The 24,382-nt window shown below is 61.6% G+C and carries 20 protein-coding genes and 4 pseudogenes; 11 read left to right on the top strand and 13 right to left on the bottom strand.

Annotated elements, in window-relative coordinates; all coding sequences use genetic code 11:
• On the bottom strand, positions 1-1,191 hold the full coding sequence (locus DQ405_RS16155; protein WP_168425165.1) for a Bcr/CflA family multidrug efflux MFS transporter: 1,191 nt from the start codon (positions 1,189-1,191) through the stop codon (positions 1-3).
• A gap of 200 nt (positions 1,192-1,391) precedes the next feature.
• On the opposite strand from DQ405_RS16155, the gene DQ405_RS16150 reads away from it, so the two are divergent.
• Entirely contained in the window at positions 1,392-2,027 is a 636-nt protein-coding gene (locus DQ405_RS16150) for a TetR family transcriptional regulator (RefSeq protein ID WP_168425164.1), read from the top strand.
• A gap of 47 nt (positions 2,028-2,074) precedes the next feature.
• On the opposite strand, the gene DQ405_RS16145 is transcribed toward DQ405_RS16150, so the two are convergent.
• Complete coding sequence (locus tag DQ405_RS16145; protein ID WP_168425163.1) at positions 2,075-2,266, bottom strand: heavy-metal-associated domain-containing protein; 192 nt, start codon at positions 2,264-2,266, stop codon at positions 2,075-2,077.
• A 146-nt stretch (positions 2,267-2,412) separates the two neighbouring features.
• Between DQ405_RS16145 and DQ405_RS16140 the strand changes: the two genes are divergently transcribed.
• From DQ405_RS16140 to DQ405_RS28605, 5 genes and pseudogenes are all read left to right on the top strand, one after another.
• Complete coding sequence (locus DQ405_RS16140) at positions 2,413-4,794, top strand: heavy metal translocating P-type ATPase (protein ID WP_168425162.1); 2,382 nt, start codon at positions 2,413-2,415, stop codon at positions 4,792-4,794.
• 109 nt (positions 4,795-4,903) lie between these two features.
• A complete protein-coding gene (cueR, locus tag DQ405_RS16135; protein ID WP_168425161.1) occupies positions 4,904-5,317 on the top strand; it encodes a Cu(I)-responsive transcriptional regulator in 414 nt (137 codons plus the stop codon).
• Between the two features lie 289 nt (positions 5,318-5,606).
• A pseudogene (locus tag DQ405_RS16130) lies at positions 5,607-7,173 on the top strand (malate:quinone oxidoreductase).
• Between the two features lie 341 nt (positions 7,174-7,514).
• Positions 7,515-8,657, top strand: a pseudogene (locus tag DQ405_RS28610) (methyl-accepting chemotaxis protein); the annotation flags it as partial.
• A 39-nt stretch (positions 8,658-8,696) separates the two neighbouring features.
• Positions 8,697-9,560, top strand: a complete 864-nt coding sequence (locus tag DQ405_RS28605; protein ID WP_446730887.1) for a methyl-accepting chemotaxis protein — start codon at positions 8,697-8,699, stop codon at positions 9,558-9,560.
• A 52-nt stretch (positions 9,561-9,612) separates the two neighbouring features.
• On the opposite strand, the gene bfr is transcribed toward DQ405_RS28605, so the two are convergent.
• Positions 9,613-10,080, bottom strand: a complete 468-nt coding sequence (gene bfr, locus DQ405_RS16120) for a bacterioferritin (protein WP_168425159.1) — start codon at positions 10,078-10,080, stop codon at positions 9,613-9,615.
• A 201-nt stretch (positions 10,081-10,281) separates the two neighbouring features.
• Positions 10,282-11,169, bottom strand: a pseudogene (locus DQ405_RS16115) (PA4780 family RIO1-like protein kinase); the annotation flags it as partial.
• A 162-nt stretch (positions 11,170-11,331) separates the two neighbouring features.
• Between DQ405_RS16115 and ada the strand changes: the two are divergent.
• Genes ada through DQ405_RS16100 form a run of 3 tightly spaced genes read left to right on the top strand, consistent with a single transcriptional unit; the run spans position 11,332 to position 13,488 of the window.
• A complete protein-coding gene (gene ada / locus DQ405_RS16110; protein ID WP_168425158.1) occupies positions 11,332-12,369 on the top strand; it encodes a bifunctional DNA-binding transcriptional regulator/O6-methylguanine-DNA methyltransferase Ada in 1,038 nt (345 codons plus the stop codon).
• Between the two features lie 48 nt (positions 12,370-12,417).
• Positions 12,418-12,663 carry a hypothetical protein gene (locus tag DQ405_RS16105; protein WP_168425157.1) on the top strand — a complete coding sequence of 82 codons (246 nt, stop codon included), beginning with the start codon at positions 12,418-12,420 and terminating at the stop codon, positions 12,661-12,663.
• A gap of 45 nt (positions 12,664-12,708) precedes the next feature.
• Complete coding sequence (locus tag DQ405_RS16100) at positions 12,709-13,488, top strand: TatD family hydrolase (RefSeq protein ID WP_168425156.1); 780 nt, start codon at positions 12,709-12,711, stop codon at positions 13,486-13,488.
• Positions 13,489-13,502: 14 nt separating this feature from the next.
• Here DQ405_RS16100 and DQ405_RS28600 read toward each other — a convergent pair whose 3' ends face one another.
• From DQ405_RS28600 to nfi, 5 genes and pseudogenes are all read right to left on the bottom strand, one after another.
• Positions 13,503-14,216: a methyl-accepting chemotaxis protein gene (locus DQ405_RS28600; RefSeq protein ID WP_446730886.1), complete on the bottom strand. Its 714-nt coding sequence runs from the start codon at positions 14,214-14,216 to the stop codon at positions 13,503-13,505.
• Between the two features lie 141 nt (positions 14,217-14,357).
• Positions 14,358-14,495, bottom strand: a pseudogene (locus DQ405_RS28595) (HAMP domain-containing protein); the annotation flags it as partial.
• Between the two features lie 1,298 nt (positions 14,496-15,793).
• The gene (ampE, locus tag DQ405_RS16090) at positions 15,794-16,630 is read right to left on the bottom strand and encodes a regulatory signaling modulator protein AmpE (RefSeq protein ID WP_168425154.1); all 837 of its coding nucleotides are present in this window, start codon (positions 16,628-16,630) and stop codon (positions 15,794-15,796) included.
• Positions 16,631-16,654: 24 nt separating this feature from the next.
• A complete protein-coding gene (ampD, locus tag DQ405_RS16085) occupies positions 16,655-17,206 on the bottom strand; it encodes a 1,6-anhydro-N-acetylmuramyl-L-alanine amidase AmpD (protein ID WP_168425153.1) in 552 nt (183 codons plus the stop codon).
• A 72-nt stretch (positions 17,207-17,278) separates the two neighbouring features.
• Positions 17,279-18,007: a deoxyribonuclease V gene (gene nfi / locus DQ405_RS16080; protein ID WP_168425152.1), complete on the bottom strand. Its 729-nt coding sequence runs from the start codon at positions 18,005-18,007 to the stop codon at positions 17,279-17,281.
• A 171-nt stretch (positions 18,008-18,178) separates the two neighbouring features.
• On the opposite strand from nfi, the gene DQ405_RS16075 reads away from it, so the two are divergent.
• Positions 18,179-19,171, top strand: a complete 993-nt coding sequence (locus DQ405_RS16075; protein ID WP_168425151.1) for a GlxA family transcriptional regulator — start codon at positions 18,179-18,181, stop codon at positions 19,169-19,171.
• A 53-nt stretch (positions 19,172-19,224) separates the two neighbouring features.
• Here the strand turns inward: DQ405_RS16075 and zapE are convergent, their stop codons facing one another.
• From zapE to DQ405_RS16060, 3 genes are all read right to left on the bottom strand, one after another.
• On the bottom strand, positions 19,225-20,319 hold the full coding sequence (zapE, locus tag DQ405_RS16070) for a cell division protein ZapE (RefSeq protein ID WP_168425150.1): 1,095 nt from the start codon (positions 20,317-20,319) through the stop codon (positions 19,225-19,227).
• Between the two features lie 156 nt (positions 20,320-20,475).
• Positions 20,476-21,834 (bottom strand): tryptophan--tRNA ligase, encoded by a 1,359-nt coding sequence (locus tag DQ405_RS16065; RefSeq protein ID WP_168425149.1) that lies wholly within the window; start codon positions 21,832-21,834, stop codon positions 20,476-20,478.
• Positions 21,835-21,909: 75 nt separating this feature from the next.
• Positions 21,910-22,539: an alpha/beta hydrolase gene (locus tag DQ405_RS16060; RefSeq protein WP_168425148.1), complete on the bottom strand. Its 630-nt coding sequence runs from the start codon at positions 22,537-22,539 to the stop codon at positions 21,910-21,912.
• Between the two features lie 247 nt (positions 22,540-22,786).
• Between DQ405_RS16060 and DQ405_RS16055 the strand changes: the two genes are divergently transcribed.
• The gene (locus DQ405_RS16055) at positions 22,787-23,218 is read left to right on the top strand and encodes a ZapG family protein (protein ID WP_168425147.1); all 432 of its coding nucleotides are present in this window, start codon (positions 22,787-22,789) and stop codon (positions 23,216-23,218) included.
• A gap of 42 nt (positions 23,219-23,260) precedes the next feature.
• Here the strand turns inward: DQ405_RS16055 and nadC are convergent, their stop codons facing one another.
• Positions 23,261-24,109 (bottom strand): carboxylating nicotinate-nucleotide diphosphorylase, encoded by an 849-nt coding sequence (nadC, locus tag DQ405_RS16050; protein ID WP_168425146.1) that lies wholly within the window; start codon positions 24,107-24,109, stop codon positions 23,261-23,263.
• Positions 24,110-24,382: the final 273 nt, after the last annotated feature.

Here is a 24,382-nt window from a genome sequence, read left to right as displayed (position 1 = left end):
TCAGGAGGATGGGGCCCGCTGCGCAATCGTTTGCTGACCGGTGTACCAAGCCAGACAGCCGGCCGCCAGCGCGCAGACAGTAATCACCAGCGCCATCGGTACCGCCGTGCCGTTATGCAGCGCACCGACTGCCGCTGACGCGGCGGCTGCAACGCCGAATTGCAGGCTGCCCATCAGGGCCGAAGCCAGTCCCGCCTGCTGACCCTGGCGCGCCATCGCGCAGGCAGTCGCGTTCGGCAGAATGCTGCCAAGGCTTCCCAGCCCCATGAACAATGGGATCAGCAGCGGCCAGAGCGATTCCGGCTGGTTCCAGGCGATCACCAGTAAGGCAGCGCTGCAAGCGAAATAAAACCAGACGAAACGCCGCAGCCAGAAACCTGGCCCGCGCAGCCTTAGCAGTCGCGCGTTGATCTGCGACACCAGGATAAAGCCCGCCGCATTACTACCAAACAGCCAGCCGTAGTGTTCGGCCGGGACGCCATACAGCTCAATAAACACGAACGGAGAGCCCGCGATGTAGGCAAACATGCCTGCCATCGAAACACCACCGCAGAGCGCGAACGCGATGAACTCGCGGTCGCGGAACAAGCCAACATAACGTCCTAGCGTGCCACCGAGCGGGTGCTTCGGCGCATCGGCCGGCAGCGTTTCCGGCAACCACAGCGCGACCGCAAGGCCGCACAGGGCGCTGAAGACCGTCAGCGAGACGAATATCGATTGCCAGCCGAACGCATTCATCAACAGCCCGCCGGCCAGCGGCGCGAGAATTGGCGCCAGCCCCATCACCAGCATCAGCTGCGAAAAAACCTTTGCGGCCTGCACCGGATCACAGCTGTCGCGTACCACGGCGCGCGTCACCACAATACCGGCGCATCCGCCTAGTGCCTGAACGAATCGCGCGGCAATCAGCCAATCCAGCGTTGGCGCGAAGGAGCAGGCCAGCGACGCCAGGGTAAACAGCGTCACGCCAATCAGCAGCGGCCAGCGCCGCCCGTAGCGATCCGCCAAGGGACCATAAATCAGCTGACCGAGGGCGAGCCCAATGAAATAGGCCGCCAGAGACAGTTGCACATGCTCGACGTCGGTGGAAAACGCCCGTGCCATTGCTGGAAATGCGGGCAGATAGAAATCGATGGCCAGCGGGCCAAAGGCGCTGAGAGCACCCAGTATCAAAAGAAGCGGGAGGCGCATTGGAAAAACTCGAGAGCAGAAAATCGATTCGCCAGCGCACGACAGCGTCGTGATTGACATCGAACATTTACAGAGAAGGTAAGATGCTGTTACATACACGGACGATTGTAAACAACCAAAGTTGCAGCAGGTTGAAGGATCAGCGCCGCATCGCCCGCCCTTAAGGGTCCCAACGCAGCCCGAAGCTGCCGTAGCCAGATATGCGAAGAACCAAAGAAGACGCCGAAAAGACCCGTATTACGCTGCTCGCGTCCGCCGAGCGGTTATTCCTGGACAAGGGTGTGGCGCACACCAGCCTCGATCAGATCGCCCGCGACGCTGGCGTGACGCGTGGAGCGGTGTATTGGCACTTTCAGAACAAGGCTCACTTGTTTCATGAAATGCTCAACCAGGTGCGGCTGCCGCCAGAACAGATGACCGAGCGACTCTGCGGCTGCACCCAGCAGCAGCCCCTACGGACGCTGCGCGACCTTTGCATCGAAGGAATCGGTGCGCTGGCCCGTGATGAGCAGAAACGCCGCGTGATGACCATTTTGCTGCATCGCTGCGAGTTCACCGAGGAGCTGCGCGAAGCCGAAGAGCGCCACCATGCGTTCATCAACATGTTTATCGACCTCTGCGAAAAGCTGCTGGAGCGCGCCGCCGGTAGCCTGTACCCGGGTGTGACACCACGTCTTGCCGCGCGCACGATCCATGCGCTGATTGTCGGCCTGTTCAGCGACTGGACCCGCGACCCTAACCTGTTCGATCCGGAAATCGATGGCCCGGCGCTGGTCGATCCGCTGTTCAGAGGACTGGTCCGTGACTGGGACACCGCAGGCAAGGCGAGCAGCTGACCGGTCCTTGTCCATGCATGCGGCAAACCGCTGTTGCCGCTGCTGGCTCACTGCAGTTGATACCCTTCTTCCTCGATGGCCTCACGAATCGCCGCATCGCTCAGATCCCCTTCGACCTCCACCACCCCTGCCTGCAGATCGACTCGAACCCTGGCCTGCGCATCACTCGCCTGGATTGCTCTGGTCACGGCGCGCTCGCAATGGGCGCAGGTCATGCCTGTTACCTTGAATGTTTGCATCGATGACTCCCGGTGTTTGTCCTATAGGTAGGTTCAAGCTTGTCATGCGGGTAAGGTCAATGGCGTTAGCTACGAACGACCTGGCCCTTGACCTTCCCATAAGGTAAAGGTTGAGCATTGCAACGATAGGCTATTCGGAGCGAATCATGTCCAACTCAACCTACACGCTGCCCATCAACGGGATGACCTGCGCCAGCTGTGCCGGACGGGTTGAGCGTGCCCTGCTGAAAGTACCCGGCGTGGAAAGCGCAGCCGTGAACCTCGCCGCTGAACAGGTCCGTATCGAAGCCACCGAGGGCGACGTCGCCGGCCTGATCCAAGCCGTGGAGAAGGCCGGTTATGGCGTGCCGGTGCAAACCTTGGAGCTAGCGGTCGATGGCATGACCTGCGCCAGTTGCGTCGGCCGCGTCGAGCGCGCCCTGCTCAAGGTGCCAGGCGTGCGCAGCGCCTCGGTCAACCTAGCCAGCGAGCGCGCCCACCTCGAAGTTCTCGGTGCGGTCGATCCGGCGGTACTGATCGAGGCCATCGAAGCGGCTGGCTACCAAGCGCGAGCCAGCGGCGACGAACGGCCGGGTATCGACAACGCCGAGCGTCGCCTGCAACGTGAGCGCATCGCCGTGACCGCCGCGATGCTGCTGGCTACGCCGCTGGTGATTCCGATGTTCGGCGAGCTGTTCGGCCAGCACTGGATGCTGCCACCGTGGTTGCAACTCCTGCTCGCTACGCCGGTGCAGTTCATTCTCGGTGCGCGTTTCTACGTCGCCGGCTGGAAGGCGGTGCGCGCCGGGGCCGGCAACATGGACCTGCTGGTTGCCATCGGTACCAGCGCCGGATACGGCCTGAGTCTTTATCAATGGTGGGCGGTGCCAGCCGGGCAGACGCCGCATCTATATTTCGAAGCCTCAGCGGTAGTTATCGCTCTGGTGTTGCTGGGTAAATACCTGGAAAGCCGCGCCAAACGCCAAACCAGCGCTGCTATCCGCGCCCTCGAAGCGCTGCGCCCGGATCGGGCGGTGCGGGTTATCGATGGCCGTGAAGAAGACGTCGCGATCGCCGCACTACGGCTGGATGATCTGGTGTTGGTCAAACCGGGTGAGCGCTTCCCGGTGGATGGCGAAGTGGTGGAAGGTGAAAGTCAGGCGGACGAAGCGCTGATCAGCGGTGAGAGCCTGCCGGTGGCCAAAGCGCCCGGCGACCGCATTACCGGCGGCGCAATCAATGGCGAAGGTCGGTTGCTGGTACGTACCACGGCGCTGGGTGGTGAGACGGTGCTGGCTCGCATCATCCGTCTGGTCGAGGATGCTCAGGCGGCGAAGGCACCGATCCAGAAGCTGGTAGACAAGGTCAGCCAAGTGTTCGTCCCAGCGGTTCTGGTCATTGCGCTACTTACCGTCATTGGTTGGCTGCTGGTCGGCGCGCCAGTGGAAGTCGCGCTGATCAATGCCGTCGCCGTGCTGGTGATCGCCTGCCCCTGCGCCCTCGGACTGGCAACCCCGGCGGCAATCATGGCCGGGACCGGCGTGGCGGCGCGCCACGGCATTCTGATCAAGGATGCCGAGGCACTGGAAGTCGCCCATGCCGTCACGGCGGTCGCCTTCGACAAGACCGGCACGCTGACCTCCGGCAAACCGCGCATCGTTCACCTGCACGCGATCGACGACGACGAAACGGCACTGCTGCAACAGGCAGGCGCACTGCAACGCGGCAGCGAACATCCGCTGGCCCTGGCGGTACTCGACCGCTGCGCCGAACTGGACCTGATCGTTGCTGATGTGAACCGGAGCCAGTCGCTGACCGGACGCGGTATCGCTGGCGACCTGGACGGTCGCTCGCTGGCCCTTGGCAACCGCCGACTGCTCGACGACAGCGGCCTGCAGCCGGGCGGGCTGGGCGCCATGGCCGAGACCTGGGAAGCCGAAGGTCGCACCCTGTCCTGGCTGATCGAGACGGCGCCGCAACGACGAGTGCTTGGCCTGTTCGCCTTCGGCGACACGCTAAAGGAGGGCGCAACCGACGCCATCGCCAGCCTCAATAAGCGGCATATCCGCAGCCATCTGATCACTGGCGACAATCGCGGCAGCGCCCGTGTGGTTGCCGAGGCGCTGCATATCGACAGCGTACACGCAGAAGTCCTGCCGGCTGACAAGGCCGCCACGGTTTCCGAATTGAAGCAAGGCGGCGCCGTGGTGGCCATGGTCGGTGACGGCATCAACGATGCGCCAGCATTGGCCGCCGCTGATGTTGGCATCGCCATGGGCGGCGGTACCGATGTGGCCATGCATGCAGCCGGAATCACGCTGATGCGTGGCGATCCGCGGCTGGTGCCGGCCGCGCTGGAAATCAGCCGACGCACCTACCGCAAGATTCAACAGAACCTGTTCTGGGCGTTCATCTATAACTTGGTGGGCATCCCGCTGGCGGCCTTCGGCTTCCTCAGCCCGGTGGTGGCCGGGGCGGCGATGGCGCTGTCCAGCGTCAGCGTGGTCAGCAACGCGCTGCTGCTCAAGCGCTGGAAACCGGAGGAATGATGGCCGGTTCCGACGCTTGTCGCTGCGCTCACCCCCTCGCTGTGGTTGAGCACAGCGATACCCATCGTCATTCAGCTTCTTCATCCGATTCAACACGTGTGGATACCGCATGAACATTGGCCAAGCAGCAAAGAAAAGCGGGTTGTCGGCAAAGATGATCCGCTACTACGAGTCCATTGACCTGATCTCGCCCGCGGGGCGTAGCGCCAATGGCTACCGTCATTACGGTGACGAAGACCTGCACCGCCTCGCCTTCATCAAGCGTTCACGCGACATGGGATTTTCTCTGGAAGAAGTGGGCAAACTGCTCACGCTCTGGCAGGACCGCCAGCGCGCCAGCGCCGATGTGAAAGCGTTGGCCGGTACGCATATCGATGCGCTGAACCAGAAAATCGACGAACTGGTGAGCCTGCGCGATACCCTGCAACAACTGGTCGATAGCTGCCATGGCGACGACCGGCCGGATTGCCCGATCCTCAAAGATCTGGAATCGGGAGGCTGTTCCGCCCCTTGCAAGACATAGCCATCGGAAGCAGCGCCCATCCAGGTTCGTTTGTAGCGAGCGATTGCCGTTGCCATATTCTTAGCTCCCTAATAAACTCCGCGCCCCTCGCAATGGCGGTCGCGGCACTCCTGCCATCGGTCGTCTGCCGCACTTAAGTGCGGCATCGACTCAGTCGCCTTGCTTCTGGCCTCCCCTACGCAATTGTTTGCTCATCGGTCCGATTCGGCCGCTCTTCAGGCGGTTGCTCGCTCCGTCGGGCGATAGGCGCGTATCCGTTAATACCTCTACCAGGCAAACAGAACCACTGATGAAGAAATTGATCCTGGCGTTTTTGTGCTTCGCACTGATCGCCTGCTCCAAACCCAACGAACCCGAAAAAACCGTGGATGTCCTGCTAATTGGCGGTGGCATCATGAGCGCAACCTTGGGCACCTACCTGCACGAACTCGAGCCGCAATGGACGATCGACGTCTACGAACGCCTGCCCAGCGTCGCCGATGAAAGCTCCAATGCCTGGAACAACGCGGGCACCGGCCACTCCGCGTTCTGCGAGCTGAACTACACCCCGCAGAAAGCCGATGGCAGCATCGACATCAGCAAGGCTGTGAGCATTGCCGAATCGTTCGAGCTCTCCAAGCAGTTCTGGGCGCATCAAGTGCAGCGCGGCGTGCTTCGGGAGCCCCGTCGGTTCATCAACTCCGTCCCGCACATGAGCTTCGTCTGGGGCGAAGACAACGTCGACTTCCTGCGCAAGCGTCATACCACGATGCAGCAGAGCCCGCTGTTCCGCGGTATGGCGTATTCCGAACAACCCCAGCAAATCGCCGAATGGGTTCCGCTGCTTATGAACGAACGCGGCGAGTCCCAGCCGATCGCCGCGACGCGGATGCCGCTCGGCACCGATGTGAACTTCGGCGAGATCACTCGACAGTTGTTCGACGCCCTGGGCAAGAGCGACCAGGTGCAATTGCATCTGCAACATGAAGTGCGCGACATCGTGCGCAACGATGACGGCACCTGGACCGTGACGTCGGCTAACCTCGCCGACGGCGAAGCACAAACCAGCGTCAAGGCCCGCTTCGTCTTCATCGGCGCAGGCGGCGGCGCGCTGAAGTTGCTGCAAATGACCGGCATTCCCGAGGCCAAAGGCTACGCGGGCTTTCCGGTTGGCGGCCAGTTCCTGATGACGCGCAATCCCGAGGTCGTCGCCCAGCATCAGGCCAAGGTCTACGGCATGGCGTCGGTCGGCTCCCCACCGATGTCCGTTCCGCATCTGGATACCCGCGTGATCGACGGCGAGAAAGTGCTGCTGTTCGGACCCTTCGCAACCTTCTCCAGCAAGTTCCTGAAGAACGGCTCCCTGATGGACCTGCCCAGTTCCGTGAGCGCTGACAATGCCCTGCCGATGATCCAGGCCGCGCCTGGACAACCTCGACCTGAGCCAGTATCTGGTCGGTCAGCTGATGCTCAGCCAGGAAGACCGCATCGAGGAGCTGAAGAACTACTTCCCGCAGGCGGATGCCAGCGATTGGGAGCTGATCACTGCGGGGCAGCGCGTCCAGATCATCAAGGACGATCCAGAGAAAGGCGGCGTGCTGCAGTTCGGTACCGAAGTCGTAACCTCGACGGACGGCTCCATCGCTGCCCTGCTGGGCGCCTCGCCGGGTGCCTCCACTGCCGCTCCGATCATGCTCAACCTGCTGAAGAAGACCTTCAGCGAACAGGTCGAGTCGCCGGAATGGCAAGCGAAACTGAAAACGATTTTCCCATCGTACGGCCTGGCCCTTAATGACGACGCGGACCTCACCGCACGCGTGCGCGCCTTCACTAGCCGGCAACTGCAGCTCGACCTGCCGACCAATCAGGCTCAGTAAAGCCGAGCAAGGTTCGGCTGACTGAGCCAGTCGGCCGGCCTGAAGAAACCCGCTTCGCAGGGGCGAAAACTACTGCGCTCGGTTATGCGGCGTTAAAAACACGCTCGGTTGCGAGCCCAGTCAAAATGCTCCTTTACAGCACGTAAACTGCGCTTTTTCGCCTGTTTTGACTCGCTGCGCTCGCCCTTCGGGCCAGCCTTCGGCTGTTACTCCCGCTGGTCGTTGCGCCCTGCTTAACCTTCGCTCGCTATGTTTTCACACGGCCTGTTCGGCGGATTTCTTTTTGTGACCGACACTGGCGAGTCGGCGTCGCAAACACCTCGACACCATTCATCAGAAAAATGGCGTCATATTCACGCCGCTCTCAAGTTTGCGGTAGCACCGCCGACAGCGAGCAGCCCTTCAGCAGCCGATTCCTGTCGTCGGCCAACTCTAATCGAATAGCCCTTGTCATTGGTATTTGCATGAATAGATGGTTTGGAAACGTTGGCGTCAGCCGAAAGCTCACCATGGGCTTCGGCGTCGTCCTGGTGCTTACGCTTGTCCTGGCCTGGACTGGCTGGGGCAGCCTCGGCAGCGTGATCAAGCGCAGCGGCTGGATGACAGAGATCGTGCATCTCAACAACACCCTGACGGATCTGCGCATCGCGCGCCTGCAGTACATGCTGGCCAATGCCGACAGTGAATCCACCGAGCGCCTGAACAAGAAGCTGGAGAGCTATCTGGCCCAGCACACCAAACTGCTCGCCACCTTCGTGAACCCGGTGAACGTGGCGATGCTCAAGGAGCAGGACGGCTATAACCAGCTGTATCAGCGCTCGCTGAACGACATGCGCCAAGGCTATGCCAGCGTAAACGCGGCCTACCGGAGTGCCGACGATGCCGCGGCGCAGCTCGGCGAACTGACCACTCGCGTCAGTGCTCGGGTCATGCAGCTGTCGGAGTACGATGCCCAGCGTTTCGAGCAATACCGCGCCATCACGGAAGTCAAAGAAGAGCTCAAGCAGGCACAGTACCTGCTGCGGATCTACATTGCCTCGCCAACCGCGCAGAACGCGGAAACCGTCTACGCTCAGCTCGACGCAGCTCTGGCCACCCTGGATCGTAAGGGCAGCGCTCTCGACGCTGTCAGCCGCGACGCCGCCGAGCAGATTCGCTCAGCCCTCGACCAGTACCGCACGGCGATAGAAACGCTGGAAACGGCGACCCAGGTGATTGCCAAGGCGCGTCAGGGGATGACCGACCATCAGGGCGAGATCCTGCGCCTGAGCCAAGACCTTTATGCGTATCAGTTGGAGCGGCTAGATATCGAGGGCGGCGAAGCGGGCAAGCGCCTGATCATCAGTGCCACGCTGGCGGTATTACTCGGCATTCTGGCGGCTTGGTTGATCACCCGCCAGATCGTTCTGCCGCTGCGCACCACTCTCGCGGATGTCGAGCGCATCGCATCGGGCGACCTGACCGCCACCGCGCAAATCACCCGGCGAGACGAGCTGGGCGCTCTGCAGCAAGGCATTCAGCAGATGGGCGCCACCCTCCGCGACCTGATCGGCGGCATTCGTGATGGCGTGGGCCAGATCAGCAGCGCCGCCGAGGAACTGTCGGCGGTGACCATGCAGACCAGTGCCGGGGTTAACAGCCAGAAGGAGGAGACCGATCAGGTCGCCACCGCCATGCATGAGATGTCGGCCACTGTTCAGGAGGTCGCGCGTAACGCCGAACAGGCGGCGCAAGCGGCCACCGAGGCGGATATCGAAGCGCGCGAAGGTGATCGTGTCGTTGCGGAAGTGGTCGCGCAGATCGAGCGGATGGCCAGCGAAGTCGTCCGCTCGTCCGAGGCGATGACGGCACTGCAAAGCGACAGCGACAAGATCGGCAGCGTGATGAGCGTGATCCGAGCCGTGGCTGAACAGACCAATCTGCTGGCGCTCAATGCTGCAATCGAGGCGGCGCGCGCCGGCGAGGCTGGTCGCGGTTTCGCAGTCGTCGCCGACGAAGTCCGCGGTCTGGCGCAGCGCACCCAGAAGTCCACCGAGGAAATCGAACAGCTGGTGACCGCTCTGCATAGCGGTACCCAGCAGGTCGCAGCGATCATGCAGAGCAGCCGCAGCCTCACCGACAGCAGTGTCGAGCTGACTCGCCGCGCCGGCACCTCGCTGACCAGCATCACCCGTACCGTGTCCAATATCCAGGCCATGAATCAACAGATCGCCACCGCAGCCGAAGAGCAGAGCGCGGTTGCCGAGGAGATCAGCCGCAGCGTAGTGAACGTGCGTGATGTATCGGAGCAGACCGCCGCAGCCAGCGAACAGACGGCGGCCTCGAGCGTCGAACTGGCGCGTCTGGGCAGTCAGCTTCAGACGATGGTAAGTCGTTTCCGGATCTGACCGGCACTCGGAACAACAAGGCCAGGCATTGCGCCTGGCCTTGCTTGCAGGGTCAGCTTGCCTGCGATTGCAGGTAGTTCTGCAGCCCCATCCGGTCGATCAGGCCGAGCTGTTGTTCCAGCCAGTAGGCGTGATCTTCCTCGGTATCCATCAGTTGCGCCGCCAGAATGTCGCGAGTCGGGTAGTCGCCGTGCGACTCGGCCAGTTCGATGCCTTTGGCCAGCGCTTCGCGGACCTTATACTCCAGCGCTAGATCGCTGCGCAGCATCTCAGGCACGGTATGGCCGGGATGCATTGCGTCGGGTGTCATATCCGGCGTGCCTTCGAGGAAAAGGATGCGCTTGAGCAGCGCGTCGGCGTGCTGGGTTTCCTCTTCCATCTCGTGATTGATCCGCTCGTAGAGCTTGGCGAAGCCCCAGTCGGCATACATCCGCGAGTGCAGAAAATACTGATCGCGCGCGGCCAGCTCTCCACGCAGTAGTTCTTTCAAATATTCGATGACCTGTGGCTGACCTTGCATTGCGACTCTCTCCTGCACTGACATTGAAACGCCAGGCAATGATACGCCCAATCGGTAGTGCACGAACCGCTGGCCATTGCCGCCGATCGCACTTACCTGATCAGCATAGACTGAACGCCGAAGGGCGCGTCAGAGGTGAATCTTCAGCGAAAATCTTCGAATCAGCGGGCTCGTAGAAGCGAGCCCTTCCGAGCTTGAGCCTCAGCCACGCATCCACGGCGGTGTGGGCGGTTCATCGCTGGGTTCGTCCGTTGCATTGCGCAACGCTTCCTTGCGCGCCTGATCGGCCAGCGTAGCCTTGATCTCACGCATCACCGCATCGAGATCGGCGGCGTCTTCCGGTTCGGCAAACTCACCGGTCAGCTCGGAGTCCGGCGTCAGCTTGCCATCTTCGTAAAGTGCCCACATTTCCTTGGCGTAGCGGGTGAATTTGAGTTCCGGCGCGAACTGTCCGAAATAGGCCGCCATGTTGCCCACGTCTCGCTCGAGCATCTCGAACGCATGGTTATTGCCGGCCGCATCCACCGCCTGAGGCAGGTCGATGATGACCGGCCCGTGTTCATCGAGCAGAACGTTGAACTCGGAAAGATCACCATGGACCAGGCCGGCGCAGAGCATCTTCACCACCTCGCCGATCATGAACGCATGAAATTCGCGGGCATCATCAGGGTGAAGATCGACGTCGTTGAGGCGCGGTGCGGCATCCCCATCTTCCCCGGTGACCATCTCCATCAGCAGCACGCCGTCGAGGAAGTCGTACGGCTTCGGGACACGAACGCCGGCATCGGCCAGACGGAACAATGCCGCGACTTCGGCGTTCTGCCAGTTCTCTTCCTTTTCCTTGCGCCCGTGCTTGGAACCCTTGGCCATGGCCCGGGCGTCACGACTACTGCGCACCTTGCGGCCTTCCTGGTATTTCACCGCCTGGCGGAAACTACGGTTGTTGGCTTCCTTGTAGACCTTCGCGCAACGCAGCTCGTCACCGCAGCGCACCACATAGACCGCTGCTTCCTTGCCGCTCATCAGCGGCCGCAGCACTTCGTCGATCAGCCCATCCTCGACCAGCGACTCGAGTCGTTTTGGTCGTTTTCATCAGCGACTTACAGACCCTTTTCGACTATGCAGGCCTGCAGGTTACGGTAATCGTCAACGGGCTTCCATGCTCGCCCGCAAGTTTAAAAGCGTGTTGTGGATTGGCATCGCAGGCGAGCAGGACGGACAATCGCAATCACTCACTCAGGGAGCACCCCAATGCTCGATTTCGACCGCTGCTGGCACGCCCTCTGCGACCGCGACGCAGGCTTCGATGGTCGCTTCGTATTCGCCGTCCGCTCGACCCGAATCTTCTGCCGGCCAAGTTGCCCGGCTCGCCGCCCACGACGTGACGGCGTCAGCTTCTTCAGCAATGCAGCAGATGCCGAAGCCGCCGGCTATCGCGCATGCAGGCGCTGCTCGCCACAGGGGCAAAGCCCGGCCGAACAGCTCGACGACCTGGTCATCGCCGCCTGTCGCCTGCTGGATGAAAGCCCTGAGCCAATCACGCTGGATCAGCTTGCAGCACGTATCGGTCTGTCCTCATCGCACCTGGCTCGCGCGTTCAAGGCCCGCACCGGCCTCACCCCACGCGCCTGGGCTGCGTCGCGCCGCCGGGAGCGGCTGGAGACGCGCTTGCCTGCAGCCGATTCGGTGCTGAGCGCAGCCCTGGATGCAGGCTATGGGAGCACCCGCGGCGTTTATCAGGATGTCACGGCGCTGAGCCCGGCTCAGCGTCGTCGCAGGGGTGCCGGCGAGTCGCTGCGCTATGCCATCGGCGAGTGTCCGCTGGGGCTGCTGTTGATCGCCGCCAGCGACCGCGGAATTTGCGCGCTGCTGTTCGGTGACGATGAACAAACGCTGCTGGACGAACTGCAATTGCGCTTCGCCGCAGCGCAATTGCAGCGCGATCAGGAGGGCCTGGGCGAGTGGTTGCATTCGATCCTGGCGCAGCTGGAAGAACCTTCACGCGCCGCCCGGCTGCCGCTCGATCTGCGTGGCAGCGCGTTTCAGCAACGGGTCTGGCAGGCGCTGCAAGAGATTCCCCCGGGCCAAACCCGGCGCTATGGCGAGCTGGCCGAAAGCCTCGGCAGCCATGCCCGCGCCGTCGCCCGTGCCTGTGCGAGCAACCCGGTCGGGCTTCTGGTGCCCTGCCACCGCGTCGTTGGCGCCAATCAGTCGCTGACCGGCTATCGCTGGGGCATCGAGCGCAAAGCGGCGTTGCTTGAATCGGAGCGTGAGGACTCGGGAGCCTGACAGCGATTTGGCGGTCCGATGTTCCACAACCCGGACTCGAGAGCCGCCATGACCGAACTGAAACGCTACCGTATCCACTACCTGATCAATGGCAATCCGGCCTCGCTGACGCTCAGCTCTTTCGAAGAACCGGACATGGAGCAGGCCGAACTTGAGATTCTGCTGCATCATGTTCGCGAGCCACGCGCGGCGATCGATGCGCCCTGGGAAAATCCGGTGCGCCCTAGCGAGGACAGCCGCATGGCGGAGTTGGGGGTTAGCGACATCCAGATCGAGGAAGAGCCGAGCCACTGAACCGCCGCTTCACCCGTAACCAGCTCTGACCAGGAGAAACCGGCCGTGCGCCTGATTGACACCCACACCCATCTCGACTTTGACCCCTTCGATGCCGACCGCGGTGAGGTACTGGCCCGCAGCAACGCGGCCGGCGTCGAGCGCATTCTGGTGTTGGGTGTGCATCAGGCGAATTGGGCAAGGGTCTGGCAGCTGGCCCAGGACCAGCCGGCAGTTTACGCCGCGCTGGGGCTGCATCCGGTGTTTCTGAAGGATCATCGACCCGAGCATATCGACAGCCTGCGCGAGTGGTTGCGGCAGTTGCGCGGCGAAGACAAGCTCTGCGCCATCGGCGAGATCGGGCTGGATTACTACATCGAAGATCCCGACAAGGCGCGCCAGCAGCACCTGCTCGAAGCCCAGCTGGACCTGGCCGACGAATTCGAATTACCGGTCCTGCTGCATGTTCGCCGCGCCCACGCGCCGATGATCGCAACGCTGAAGCAACGCAAACTCAAGCGCGCCGGCATCGCCCATGCTTTCAGTGGTAGCTGGGAAGAGGCACGCGAATATATCCGGATGGGCTACAAGCTCGGCCTCGGCGGCGCAGGCACTTGGCCGCAGGCGCACCGCATGCACCGGGTGCTGCAGCAACTACCGCTGGACAGCATCGTGCTCGAGACCGACGCGCCGGATATCGCGCCTCACAGCCACGCCGGTCAGCGCAACAGCCCGGAGTTTCTTCCGGATATCTGTCGCGAGCTGGCCGAACTCCGCGGCATCAGCCCCGAGGAGCTGGCAGACGCCAGTTACCGTAACAGCTGCGAGCTGTTTGGCTGGAGCTGAGCCACCGATCTTCGTTAGATGCGGAATGCTCCGATCAGCTGTTGCAGACGCCCGACCAGCTCGGTGAGCTCGCGACTGGCCTGCTCGGTGTGCCCTGCGCCTTCGGCGGTGCGCTGGCCGGCCTCGTTGATGGCAACGATGTTGCGATCGATATCATGCGCGACGGCCGTCTGCTCTTCGGCAGCCGCGGCAATCTGCTGGTTCTGGTCGACGATGGCACCGACCGCAGTGAGGATGTTTTCCAGGGCCTGCTGGACCTGTGCCGACTGGCTGACGGTTTCCTCGGCCATCGAGTGGCTGGAATGCATAGTCTTGACCGCCGCTCCGACACCACCCTGCAGCCGGCCGATCATTTGTTCGATCTCCTCGGTGGACTGCTGGGTGCGTTTGGCCAGGTTACGCACCTCATCGGCCACCACAGCGAAGCCGCGGCCCTGCTCGCCAGCACGCGCCGCCTCGATCGCCGCGTTGAGCGCCAGCAGGTTGGTCTGTTCGGCAACGCCCTTGATCACGTCCAGGACCTGACTGATAGCTTTGCTGTCGCTGGCCAACTGATTGATAACGTTGACCGACTGCTCGATCTCCGCTGCCAACCGCTCGATACCGTCGACCTGCGCCTCCACCAGACTCCGGCCGCTCACTGTTTCATCGTTGACACTCTGAGCACTGCCGACCGCGGCTTCTGCGCTGGTCGCGACGCCCTGAGCGGTTGCCGACATCTCGTTCATGGCGGTGGCGACCTGCTCGATTTGGCCGCGCTGTTCGGAAACCGTCTGGTTGCTCTCGCCGGAAACGGTTTCGACTCGCGACGCCTGGCGCTCCACCTCGCCCACCGTCTGACCGACGCGTTCGATCAGCTCGCGAATCTTTGCGACGGTCTCGTTGAAGACCTGCCCCAGCTCGCCCAGCTCGTCTCGGCTCTGCACCTCGAAACGTGCCGTCATATCCCCCGCGGCCACTCGGCCCATGGTCGCACCAAGGCTGCGCAGCGAAGCGCGCGTGGACATGTAGAACGCACTGTAGAGGTAGACCACCAGAAGAAAAACCAGCGCCAGCGCGGCCAGCAACAGGACCATCAACAGGCGTTTCTGCTCCAGGCGCAGCTCGAGTTCGTCATCGAGGAAGCCGAGAATCGCATCGTTTAGCGCATAGGTCTTGGCCATCTCGGCGCTGATCATGTCGTAGAAGTCATCCCAGGGGCGATCTAGCGCTTCGGCCATGATCACCTGATCCTGGAAGATATCGCTGCTGATCTGGAGAGAGCCGCGGCTGGCTTCGGTGTAGCTTTCGAGCTGACGCAGGGCAGCGGCACTGCCGCCAAGAACGTCCTGCAACTGGGCGCCGTACTGAGCCTGCTGCTTCTCCAACTCAAGCAACAGCTCGTCCAGCTTATTGCTGGCATCGGAGTTCAGAAAGCCCTGACCGAAGGTGTAGGAACCGACCGCCCGTCCTTCACCGAGCGCCGCAGTAATCGAGGGCGTGACCGAGGTCAGCAGCTCGGCGAGCATCCGTACGTCCCGCTGACTGTCCTGGCTCAGCCCCGACTGGCTGGCGATCAGCTTGATCATCACCTGAGCCTTGCCCAGCAATGCGCGCGCCATCGCCGCCTTGGCCTGCAACGACTGCTGCCCCTGGGCCTCGCGCAGGGCAGCGCCGAGCTCGTCTCGACGGGTGTTGAATTCGGCCACCTGCTCGGGATTGTCGCTGACCGGCTCCAGAGCTTGCATTCGAGCGGAAAGCTCTCGCTCGGCATTATCCAGCCGACTCACCAGTGCCTGCACCTCGCCGGTCTGGCCGATGATGCCCTCGATCTCGATCAGATCTTTCCAGTTCTCCATCTCACGGCGCAGCTCCAACGCCGTGCCCAACAGCTCCAGGCTCTGCAGCTCGGTGCGGGTACCAACGAACTCCCGGTACGAATCACGCACCAGATAGAAGTTGGTCAGCAGCATGGGAACGAAGAAGAGCACGCTGATCAGACTGAACTTCATTCCGAAGCTCAAGCGGTTCATCAATGCAATCGCGGGATACAACAGACTGTTCAAAAGACGTCTCCCAATTTCTTGTTTTATTGCCGGCAGCATCGAGGGCAGCAGCAGGGCTCGTCAGAGAGTGGCGCGAGAAACTTATACGGGATATCGGTCGTTGTTTATGTAACTTAAGGTAATGGCATGATGATGGCCAGGCAAGCGACAGAAGGCACACCGATCCCGGCATATCCAGCGTGCTTATCCGACGCCTGGCTGCCGGCGCACGCTGCAATCAGACGCGATGCGAGGCTGTCTTCTGGAATGACCGAGAAGGGCTAGAGAAGAAGAACCCAGAGGGCAATGGCCGCGTACCAGAGCATGCGAGTGCGCACCAGCAAAGCGGCGAGGCTATCGAGCCGGACGATACCCGCCTCGCCTTCATACGACTCGCTCAGGTCAGCCGCAACCGGACCAACCTCGGCCAGCAGTCGTGAAGCGGGAATTTCCCAGTGCAGCAGCTCCTGCAGCAAGACGCGATTAACCGCGACGAAATTGCCAACCAGTCCGAAGCTGGCGAGCAGGACCCGCACCGGCAGCCAATCGAAGGCGTGCCGCAGCTGTGCGGCCCGTTCACGGGTGTTTTCACTTCGAGAATGTTCGATGGTCAGCGCAAGCAGCCGGTAGGCCAGTGCGGCCACGGGGCCAAGCAACACGTACCAGAAGATCACTGCAAAAAAACCCTGGTGGCTGCGCCAGAGCAGTTGCGCCTCCACGGCACGCAGAAGGCTCGGCGCGTCCGACGCGCTAAGCCCCAGATCGCGCTCGGCAACCAACGTGGCCGCTTCGCTATCGCCCCGGCGCCAGGCGTCGCGGAACGCGCCGAATTCCCGCTTACCTTGCCCGCGACCCAGGCTGTAGAGCAGCACCAGCAGATGTAATGGCAGGCTGAGCCAACCGTAGGCCAGCGGCTTGAGTGCGATCAGCAGCAGCCCGAGCAACATCACCGGCAAGAGCACTAACAGCGATAAGCCCAGCCATGGCCTGGAGGACATACCCGTGTGCGCTTCGATCCGCCGCAGTAGCTGCAACCAGGGGCCATCCTGTTGCACGTCACGCCGCCAATCGGTGAGCTTGTCTATGAGGAACGCCAGCAGCACCACGAGAAAGATCATGTCGACATCCTGTTTGGGCGGTTTTCAGACAACAATCGAAGCCGAGCGCAGACGCTGCCAGTTGAACGCAGGGCCCGGGTCGGTTTTACGCCCCGGCGCAATGTCGCTGTGGCCACAGACCCGCTCGGAGGTGATCGCCGGATAGGCTTGCTGCAACACCTGACAGAGGCGAATCAGACTGTCGTACTGAGCCTCGCTGTAGGGTGTCTCGTCAGCGCCTTCGAGCTCGATACCGAGGGAGTAGTCATTGCAGCTTTCACGCTCGCCGAAGCGCGAGATTCCGGCGTGCCAGGCGCGATCCAGACAAGACACGAACTGGGTGATCGCACCATCACGCTCGATGAGGAAATGCGCCGACACCTGCAGGCTAGCGATTTCCGCGAAAAAGGGGTGCTCGTCTGTAGGAAGGCAGTTCTGAAAGAACTGCTGAACCTTGCCGGTCCCGAAGCAACCGGGCGGCAGGCTGATGTTGTGGATGACCAACAGCGAAATCTCGCCATCCGGACGCTGGTTGAAGTTGGGCGAGGGACAGTGATGAATGCCTCGGCACCAGCCTGTCGCATGATCCAGCTGCATCGGGGCGAAACCTGGTTGATCTGCGGGTTTGCAGGCTATCGCCTGCAGGCGGCTGGCTGCAAGCTTGCCTGCCTATTCGAGATCCATCGGCTGCTGGTTGTCGGCGCGCTTTTCATCGCGGCGCGAGGCAAGGCGATCGGCCAGCCGCGTCGGCTCCGGCAGGCGATAGCGCGTGACATAGCGCATCACCAGCAGCGGCGCAGTCGCCAGACTGACCCGATTGCCCGGCGAGATGATCAGCGGCCGAACCTTGTCCTTGCTGCGCAGTACCGTGCCGATCGGCTTGCCGCCCTTGTCCAGCAGATCAACCTGATCGCCGCGTCGCTCTCCGAGCGCTTCATGCTGGCCGGTGAGGATTTTCTTCGCCACGCCGATGGTTGGCAGGCCGGTAATGACGCCCAGATGCGCGGCGATACCGAGGCCGCGCGGGTGCGCGATACCGTGCCCGTCGGAGAAGATCAGGTCCGGCACCTGCCCGAGCGAGTCGAGCGCCTGCAACACGGCAGGCAGCTCGCGAAAGGACAGCAGTCCGGGGATATAGGGCATGCTGGTCGGAATCCGCGCCAGCGTCTGCGCCAGCGGTTCAAGGGTGTCGGCATCGAGCAGTACGACCGCCGCGCGGGTAATTTTGCCACCCTCTTCGAAGCCGACATCGACCCCAGCGATCAGTCGTAGCGGCCCAAAGTCATCCTTCAGTACGACCTTGCTGGCCAGCTGTTTCTGCATTTCTCGGGCGGCGGCGGGGCTGCCATCCCATCCGCTGAAAGCTTCGGACCGAGGCTGTGGTGTGTTTGTAATCATGAAGGTCCTCTCTGTCCTTGTTCAGATGGGCAGCGCCCTGAGCGGTTCCACCGTGTTAGACGGATGGATGACTGGACAGTCAGCGCAAAAAATAGGACGCTCACGCCGGGACACGGCAGTTTTACCCTGCTTTGCCCTATAAAAATAATCAGAGTCACCGGAAGACAAGGCATGCCCACCGCTCAACCATTGAAACGTATCAGCATTCTGGCCACTGACGGGGTATTTGCATCCACCCTGCTGCACGCCAAGGATTTCTTTCACATGGCCAGCCTGCGCTACGGCAAACAACTGGGCCTGGATCTAACCCCTGCCTTCGAGACTGTGCTGGTAAGCCCCGATGGTCGGCCTGTCACTACCTTCAGCGGTCCTCGCATTGAGGTAGACGGGCCGCTGGATGATGCCGATGCGGTGATTCTGCCGGCGTTCTGGGCCGATTTCGACGTGCTCTGTCGGCAATACCCGCAGGTCGCACCCTGGTTGCAGGCGCGACATGCGGCCGGCAGCATCATTTGCGGCGAAGCCTCCGGAGCGTTCTGGATGGCCGCAGCAGGATTGCTCGATGAGCGCGAAGGGACCACGCACTGGCGCTTCGCCCGCGAATTCGCCGAGAGGTTCCCGCGCGTGCTCTTCACTCAGGAAAAGCATCTCACCGATAGCGACAACCTGTACTGCGCGGGTGGCACCACCTCGGCCTGCGACCTCTACATGCATCTGGTCGAGCGCTTCTGCGGTGCGCACATCGCACAGGGCATGGCCCGCGATGTGCTCTTCGAGGTGCGGCGCAACTACAACCCCGGACGCATCGGCTTCGGCGGCCAGAAACTTCACCTGGATACCCGTGTCCTGCAGATTCAGGAGTGGCTTGAGGAACATTTCGCGGAGAAATTTCGCTTCGAGGACGTGGCGCGGGACCACGGCATGAGCATTCGCAACTTCATGCGGCGTTTTCAGACGGCCACTGGCGACAAGCCGCTGCACTATTTGCAGCGGTTGCGCATCGAGACAGCCAAGACATTGCTCTCCACCACCCGCAAGAGCATCAAGACTATCAGCTACGAAGTGGGCTACGACGATGCCAGCTTCTTCGCTCGACTGTTTCGCCAGCACACCGAGCTATCGCCGAATCAGTATCGGCAGCAATACAGGCATAAGGGCAGCTAGAAGCTGGCCTGAACGGGGAGCCCAGCCTGATGCTCCCGCTTCAGGCTGCTTCTTCAAGGTTTGTGTGGGCGCGCCAGGTATTCGTGCGACTGCATTTCCAGCAGACGACTGAGGGTGCGCTGGAATTCGAATTCCAGGCGCCCGCCGGCATACAGATCCTTGAGTTCGACTTCGGCCGACAGGATCAGCTTGACGTTGCGGTCGTAGAACTCGTCGACCATGTTGATGAATCGCCGCGCCATGTCGTCCTTGGAGACGTCCATCCGCTCGATGTTGGCAACCAGCACCGCGTCGAAGATCTTGCCCAGCTCGATATAGTCGTTCTGGCTGCGCGGACCATCGCAGAGCTCGCGGAACTCGAACCAGGCGACGCCGCCTGCCGCCTTGCGCGCGACGATCTCGCGGTTCTCGATCATCAACGCTTCGTTCTCCTGAACCCGGCACTGCTCGGGCAACAGGCTACGGAAGCTCTTCTCCAGGCTTTGCTCCGCCTCGGCATCGAGCGGGAAGTGATAGAGCTCGGCCTGCTCGAGCGCGCGCAGGCGGTAATCGATGCCGCTGTCGACGTTGACGATTTCGGTATGTTTCTTCAACAGCTCGATCGCCGGCAGGAAGCGAGCGCGTTGCAGACCATCCTTGTAAAGGCCATCCGGAACGATGTTGGAGGTTGCCACCAGGCTCACGCCGTTCTTGAACAGCTCCTCGAGCAGGGTCGCCAGAATCATCGCGTCGGTGATATCGGAGACGAAGAACTCGTCGAAGCAGATCACGCGCGACTCGTCAGCGAAGCGCTTGCCGATGATGGTCAGCGGATTCTTCTCACCCTTGAGCGTGCGCATCTCTTCGTGCACACGCTTCATGAAGCGGTGAAAGTGCGTACGGGTCTTCTGTTCGAACGGCAGTGCATCGAAAAAAGTGTCGACCAGATAGGTCTTGCCGCGACCGACGCCACCCCAGAAATACAGGCCTTTCACCGGTTCCTGCTGTTTCTTGCCGAACAGCTTGCCAAGCAGGCCAGATTTGCTGCGGTCATCAGCAACCAAGTCGTCATACAGGCGCTGCAGATGGCGCACGGCAGTTTCCTGGGCGGCATCGTGAAAAAAGTCGGGACGTTTCAGGTCTTCCTGATAGCGCTCAAGAGGGGTCATGGCCGGGTCTGGGTAGTGAAACGGGGCCGACACTTTAGCCGCGCCCTCAGTGGTTGGCAATTTACGCAGGTCGTTCAAGCGCTTGAGCCTCGGGTGGTATCAGGGGATCGGCGGGGGTCCGCTGGCATGCAGCGATCGGCGAACCCCTGCGGGGAGTTACACGGCAAGTGTGGCCAGTGCCTGACGCAGGCGCAGCATGGCGGCTTCCAAGGCTTCTTCATCGGCATAGCCAGGGCTGTCGGCAATGCATTCGCCGTCCAGCCACAGGGTGAATTGATTGTCTTCGTCAGCACGAAGTTCCAGCGCATCCACACCCTGAGCAATCAAGCGTTGGCTGATTACGCCGATTGCCTTCGGGTCATTAAACGGACGTGACAGCAGTAATTCCTCGCCATCGGCGGCGAAAAAGCGGAAGCGGAAGCTGCCATCGTTTTCGCGGAAACTGGCGAAACGAGCGGCCTTGCCGCCTTTCTTCTTGGCCGGCGCGGTGCTCGCCACTTCACTGCGGAAGTTACGCAGTCCCACCGCTTCACGCAGCTCGCCGAGGAATGGTGTTGCGAGCTTGCGCGCCTTGGCGGCACCGGCTTGCAGGATGTCCTCCAGATCACCGGGGCGCTGCATTAGAGTGTGATAACGCTCGCGCGCCTCGCCCAGCTCGTTGTCGAGTAACTGGAACAGGCGCTGTTTGGCCTCGCCCCAGGCCAGCCCGCCGATCAGCTCGGCGCGGAACTCAGCCAGTTGCGCCGGGGTAGCAAAGGCTTGGTAAATAGTGAACAGATGGGAGTCGTCCGGGTCTTTCGGCTCGCCCGGCAGTTTCGAGTCGGTAACGATGCGCGCAATGGTGCTTTTCAGCTCCTTGGCACTGGCGAACAGTGGAATGGTGTTGTCGTAGCTCTTGGACATCTTGCGTCCATCGAGCCCCGGCAAGGTCGCCACGCCTTCCTCGATGATGGCGGCCGGCAGCGTGAAAAACTCTTTGCCATTGCCGAACAGGTGATTGAAGCGCTGAGCGATGTCACGCGCCATCTCCACATGCTGAATCTGGTCACGGCCGACCGGCACCCGGTGCGCATTGAACATGAGGATGTCTGCCGCCATCAGCACCGGATAGCTGAACAATCCCATGGTAACGCCGGCGTCCGGGTCCTCGCCCAGCTCGACATTCTTGTCCACCGACGCCTTGTAGGCATGCGCGCGGTTGAGCAGCCCCTTGCCAGCGACGCAGGTCAACAGCCAAGTCAGCTCAGGGATTTCAGGAATGTCGGACTGCCGATAGAAAGTCACTCGATCCGCATCCAGACCACAGGCCAGCCAGGTGGCAGCGATCTCCAAACGCGACTGCTGGATGCGCCGCGGATCATCACACTTGATCAGCGCGTGATAGTCGGCGAGGAAGTAGAAGGAATCGGCATCGGCTTCACGACTGGCCACGATAGCCGGCCGAATGGCCCCGGCATAGTTGCCCAGATGGGGCGTGCCCGTAGTGGTGATGCCGGTAAGGATTCGGGTTTTCATACGATCATCTCGGTTCAGTCAGCGCAAACGGCAGGCGGTTGGAAGGCCATTTGAAGGCGGTCACGCAGCGGAGCACTAGGCCAGCCGGGGCGCTACCAGCTCTTTCAGCTCGACCAGCTTGCCGTGGAAAAAGTGGCCGCATTCTGCCACTTTCAGCAGCTCGTGGGGGCGCTGGAGCTCAGCCGAGAACGCGTGCACCGAAGCCGGATCGATGACTTCGTCATCGTCTGGCTGGATAACCACTAACTCACAGCGCTCGGCCAGCGGCTGATCGGCCAGTCGCGAAACCGCCGGCGCGACCATGAACAACCGCTCCAGCGACTCGCCACGGCCTTCGAGTCGGCCGGCCAGCGTGGCCGCTACGAAACCACCGAACGAGAAGCCCAGCAGGGTCAATGGCAGCTCGGGATGCTGATCACGAAGCCAGCGCAGGGCGGCTTCGGCGTCATCCACTTCACCGGTATTCATGTCATGGGTGCCGGCGCTGCCGCCAACGCCACGAAAGTTAAAGCGCAGCGTGACATAGCCGGCATCGCGCGCGGTGCGCTGCAGCGTCGAGACCACCTTGTTGAGCATGGTCCCACCCTTTACCGGGTTGGGATGACAGATCAGCGCCAGCCCGCGAGCATCGGTTTGATCGAAATACAGGCCTTCCAGCACACCGGCCGGACCCTCGATGGAAATGGGGTTTTCACGTTTCAACAAAGTAACTCCGTGACGTTGGGGCGAGTCGACTCGTCTTGCTTGTACCTGCGACGCGATCGCCGCATCGCGTCGCGGTATACAGGGCAGGTACGAGACGTTAACGTATCAGGCCGTGGGAAAACCACCGTATAAGACGGTGCAGAACCCGGGGGACAGCTGCGTTCTGGTTCGACAACCGCCCTGCCCGACCAACACCGCAAGATTTTTCGCTGCTGCACAGCACAGCCGTTATTTAGAGGAAGTACTCGTGGAACAGACCCTCGCGACCTGGTTGCTCCCGATCGTCGGCGTGATCGCTGGCATCGTCATTGGTTATCTGATTGCGCGCAACAGCGCACCAAGCAGCACGCAGCGTCAGGTGGATGATTTACAGGAACGCCTCGATACCTATCAGAGCGAGGTGGTTACGCACTTCAACACCACCGCCAGCCTGCTGCGCAAACTGACTAACAGCTACCAGGACATGCAGAATCATCTGTCCGAAGGCGCCGATAAGCTCGCGCTCGATGAACAGACCCGGCAGCGTCTGCTTGCCGCGTTGCACAGCGAAGAGACCCATAGCCACCGGGAACGCTTGAATTCACCGACGTTCACCGAGCCGCCAAAAGACTATGCGCCCAAGGATGCCGATGTCCCCGGCACGCTGGATGAAAACTTCGGATTGAAAAGCAGACATTGAGCATCGCGGCGGCACGCTGAGGTGCCGCCTTCCCCGATTGCGCTACTGCTTAAGGCGCATCGATAGATCGATTGCCCGGATATGCTTGGTCAGGGCACCGATCGAAATGTAATCCACGCCGGTTTCAGCGATCGCGCGTAGCGTCTCATCATCGATCCCGCCGGACGCCTCCAGCTTCGCCCGACCAGTCGCAATACCGACTGCGGTGCGCATGTCAGCCAGACTCAACTCATCCAACATTACAACATCAGCACCGGCGCACAGCGCCTGCTCCAGCTCCGCGAGGCTTTCTACCTCGACTTCCACTGGCTTGCCCGGCGCAATGCGATGAGCAGCCGCAACGGCTTCGGCGATCCCGCCGCAAGCCGCGATATGGTTTTCCTTGATCAAGAAAGCATCGTACAGACCAATCCGATGGTTATGGCAGCCACCACAGGTGACTGCGTACTTCTGCGCCAGGCGTAAGCCAGGAATGGTTTTGCGGGTATCGAGCAGTCGCACACCGGTGCCTTCGACAAGATCGGCATAGTATCGGCAGCGGGTCGCGACACCCGATAGCGTCTGCAGGAAATTCAGCGCCGCGCGCTCGCCGCTGAGCAACGCTCGCGCCGGACCCTCGAGATGAAACAGCACGCGATCAGCAGCAACCTGCTCGCCATCGGCCACTTGCCAATGCACCGCAACACGCGGGTCCAACTGTCGAAACACCGCGTCTACCCAGGCCGTACCGCTGATGACGGCCGCCTCGCGAGTAATGACGGACGCATGGGCAAGCCGCTCCGCCGGGATCAGCTGCGCCGTGATGTCACCCGTACCGACATCCTCAGTCAGCGCTTTGCGTACATTGGTTTCAATTTCGGCGGATAGATCCGCTAGGGTGATATTGGCCACGACGAGCTCCCATTGAATTCGGGGCGAGAGTATAAGACGTAGACAAGCCTGGCAGCACATGGGCTTGGCACGACGCTGACAACTCTGTCAACGACGACCGCCTGTAGGATCCCGAGAAGTATCTGTGAGCTGCGTCATGTCCAAAACAAAACCGCGCTAGGCTAATGAACAAGATGCATATAATGGCGTCAGAAATTGGCGCCATTGAAATGGCGGCACCTTGCCATGATTGCCAAGCCGTTGCCCCCGCCCCTGATCAGCGGCATGCTACGC

Source organism: Pseudomonas sp. SST3 (assembly GCF_003325755.1).
Note: the sequence above shows the minus strand (reverse complement) of the source record. Positions and strands in the feature narration are given on the sequence as shown.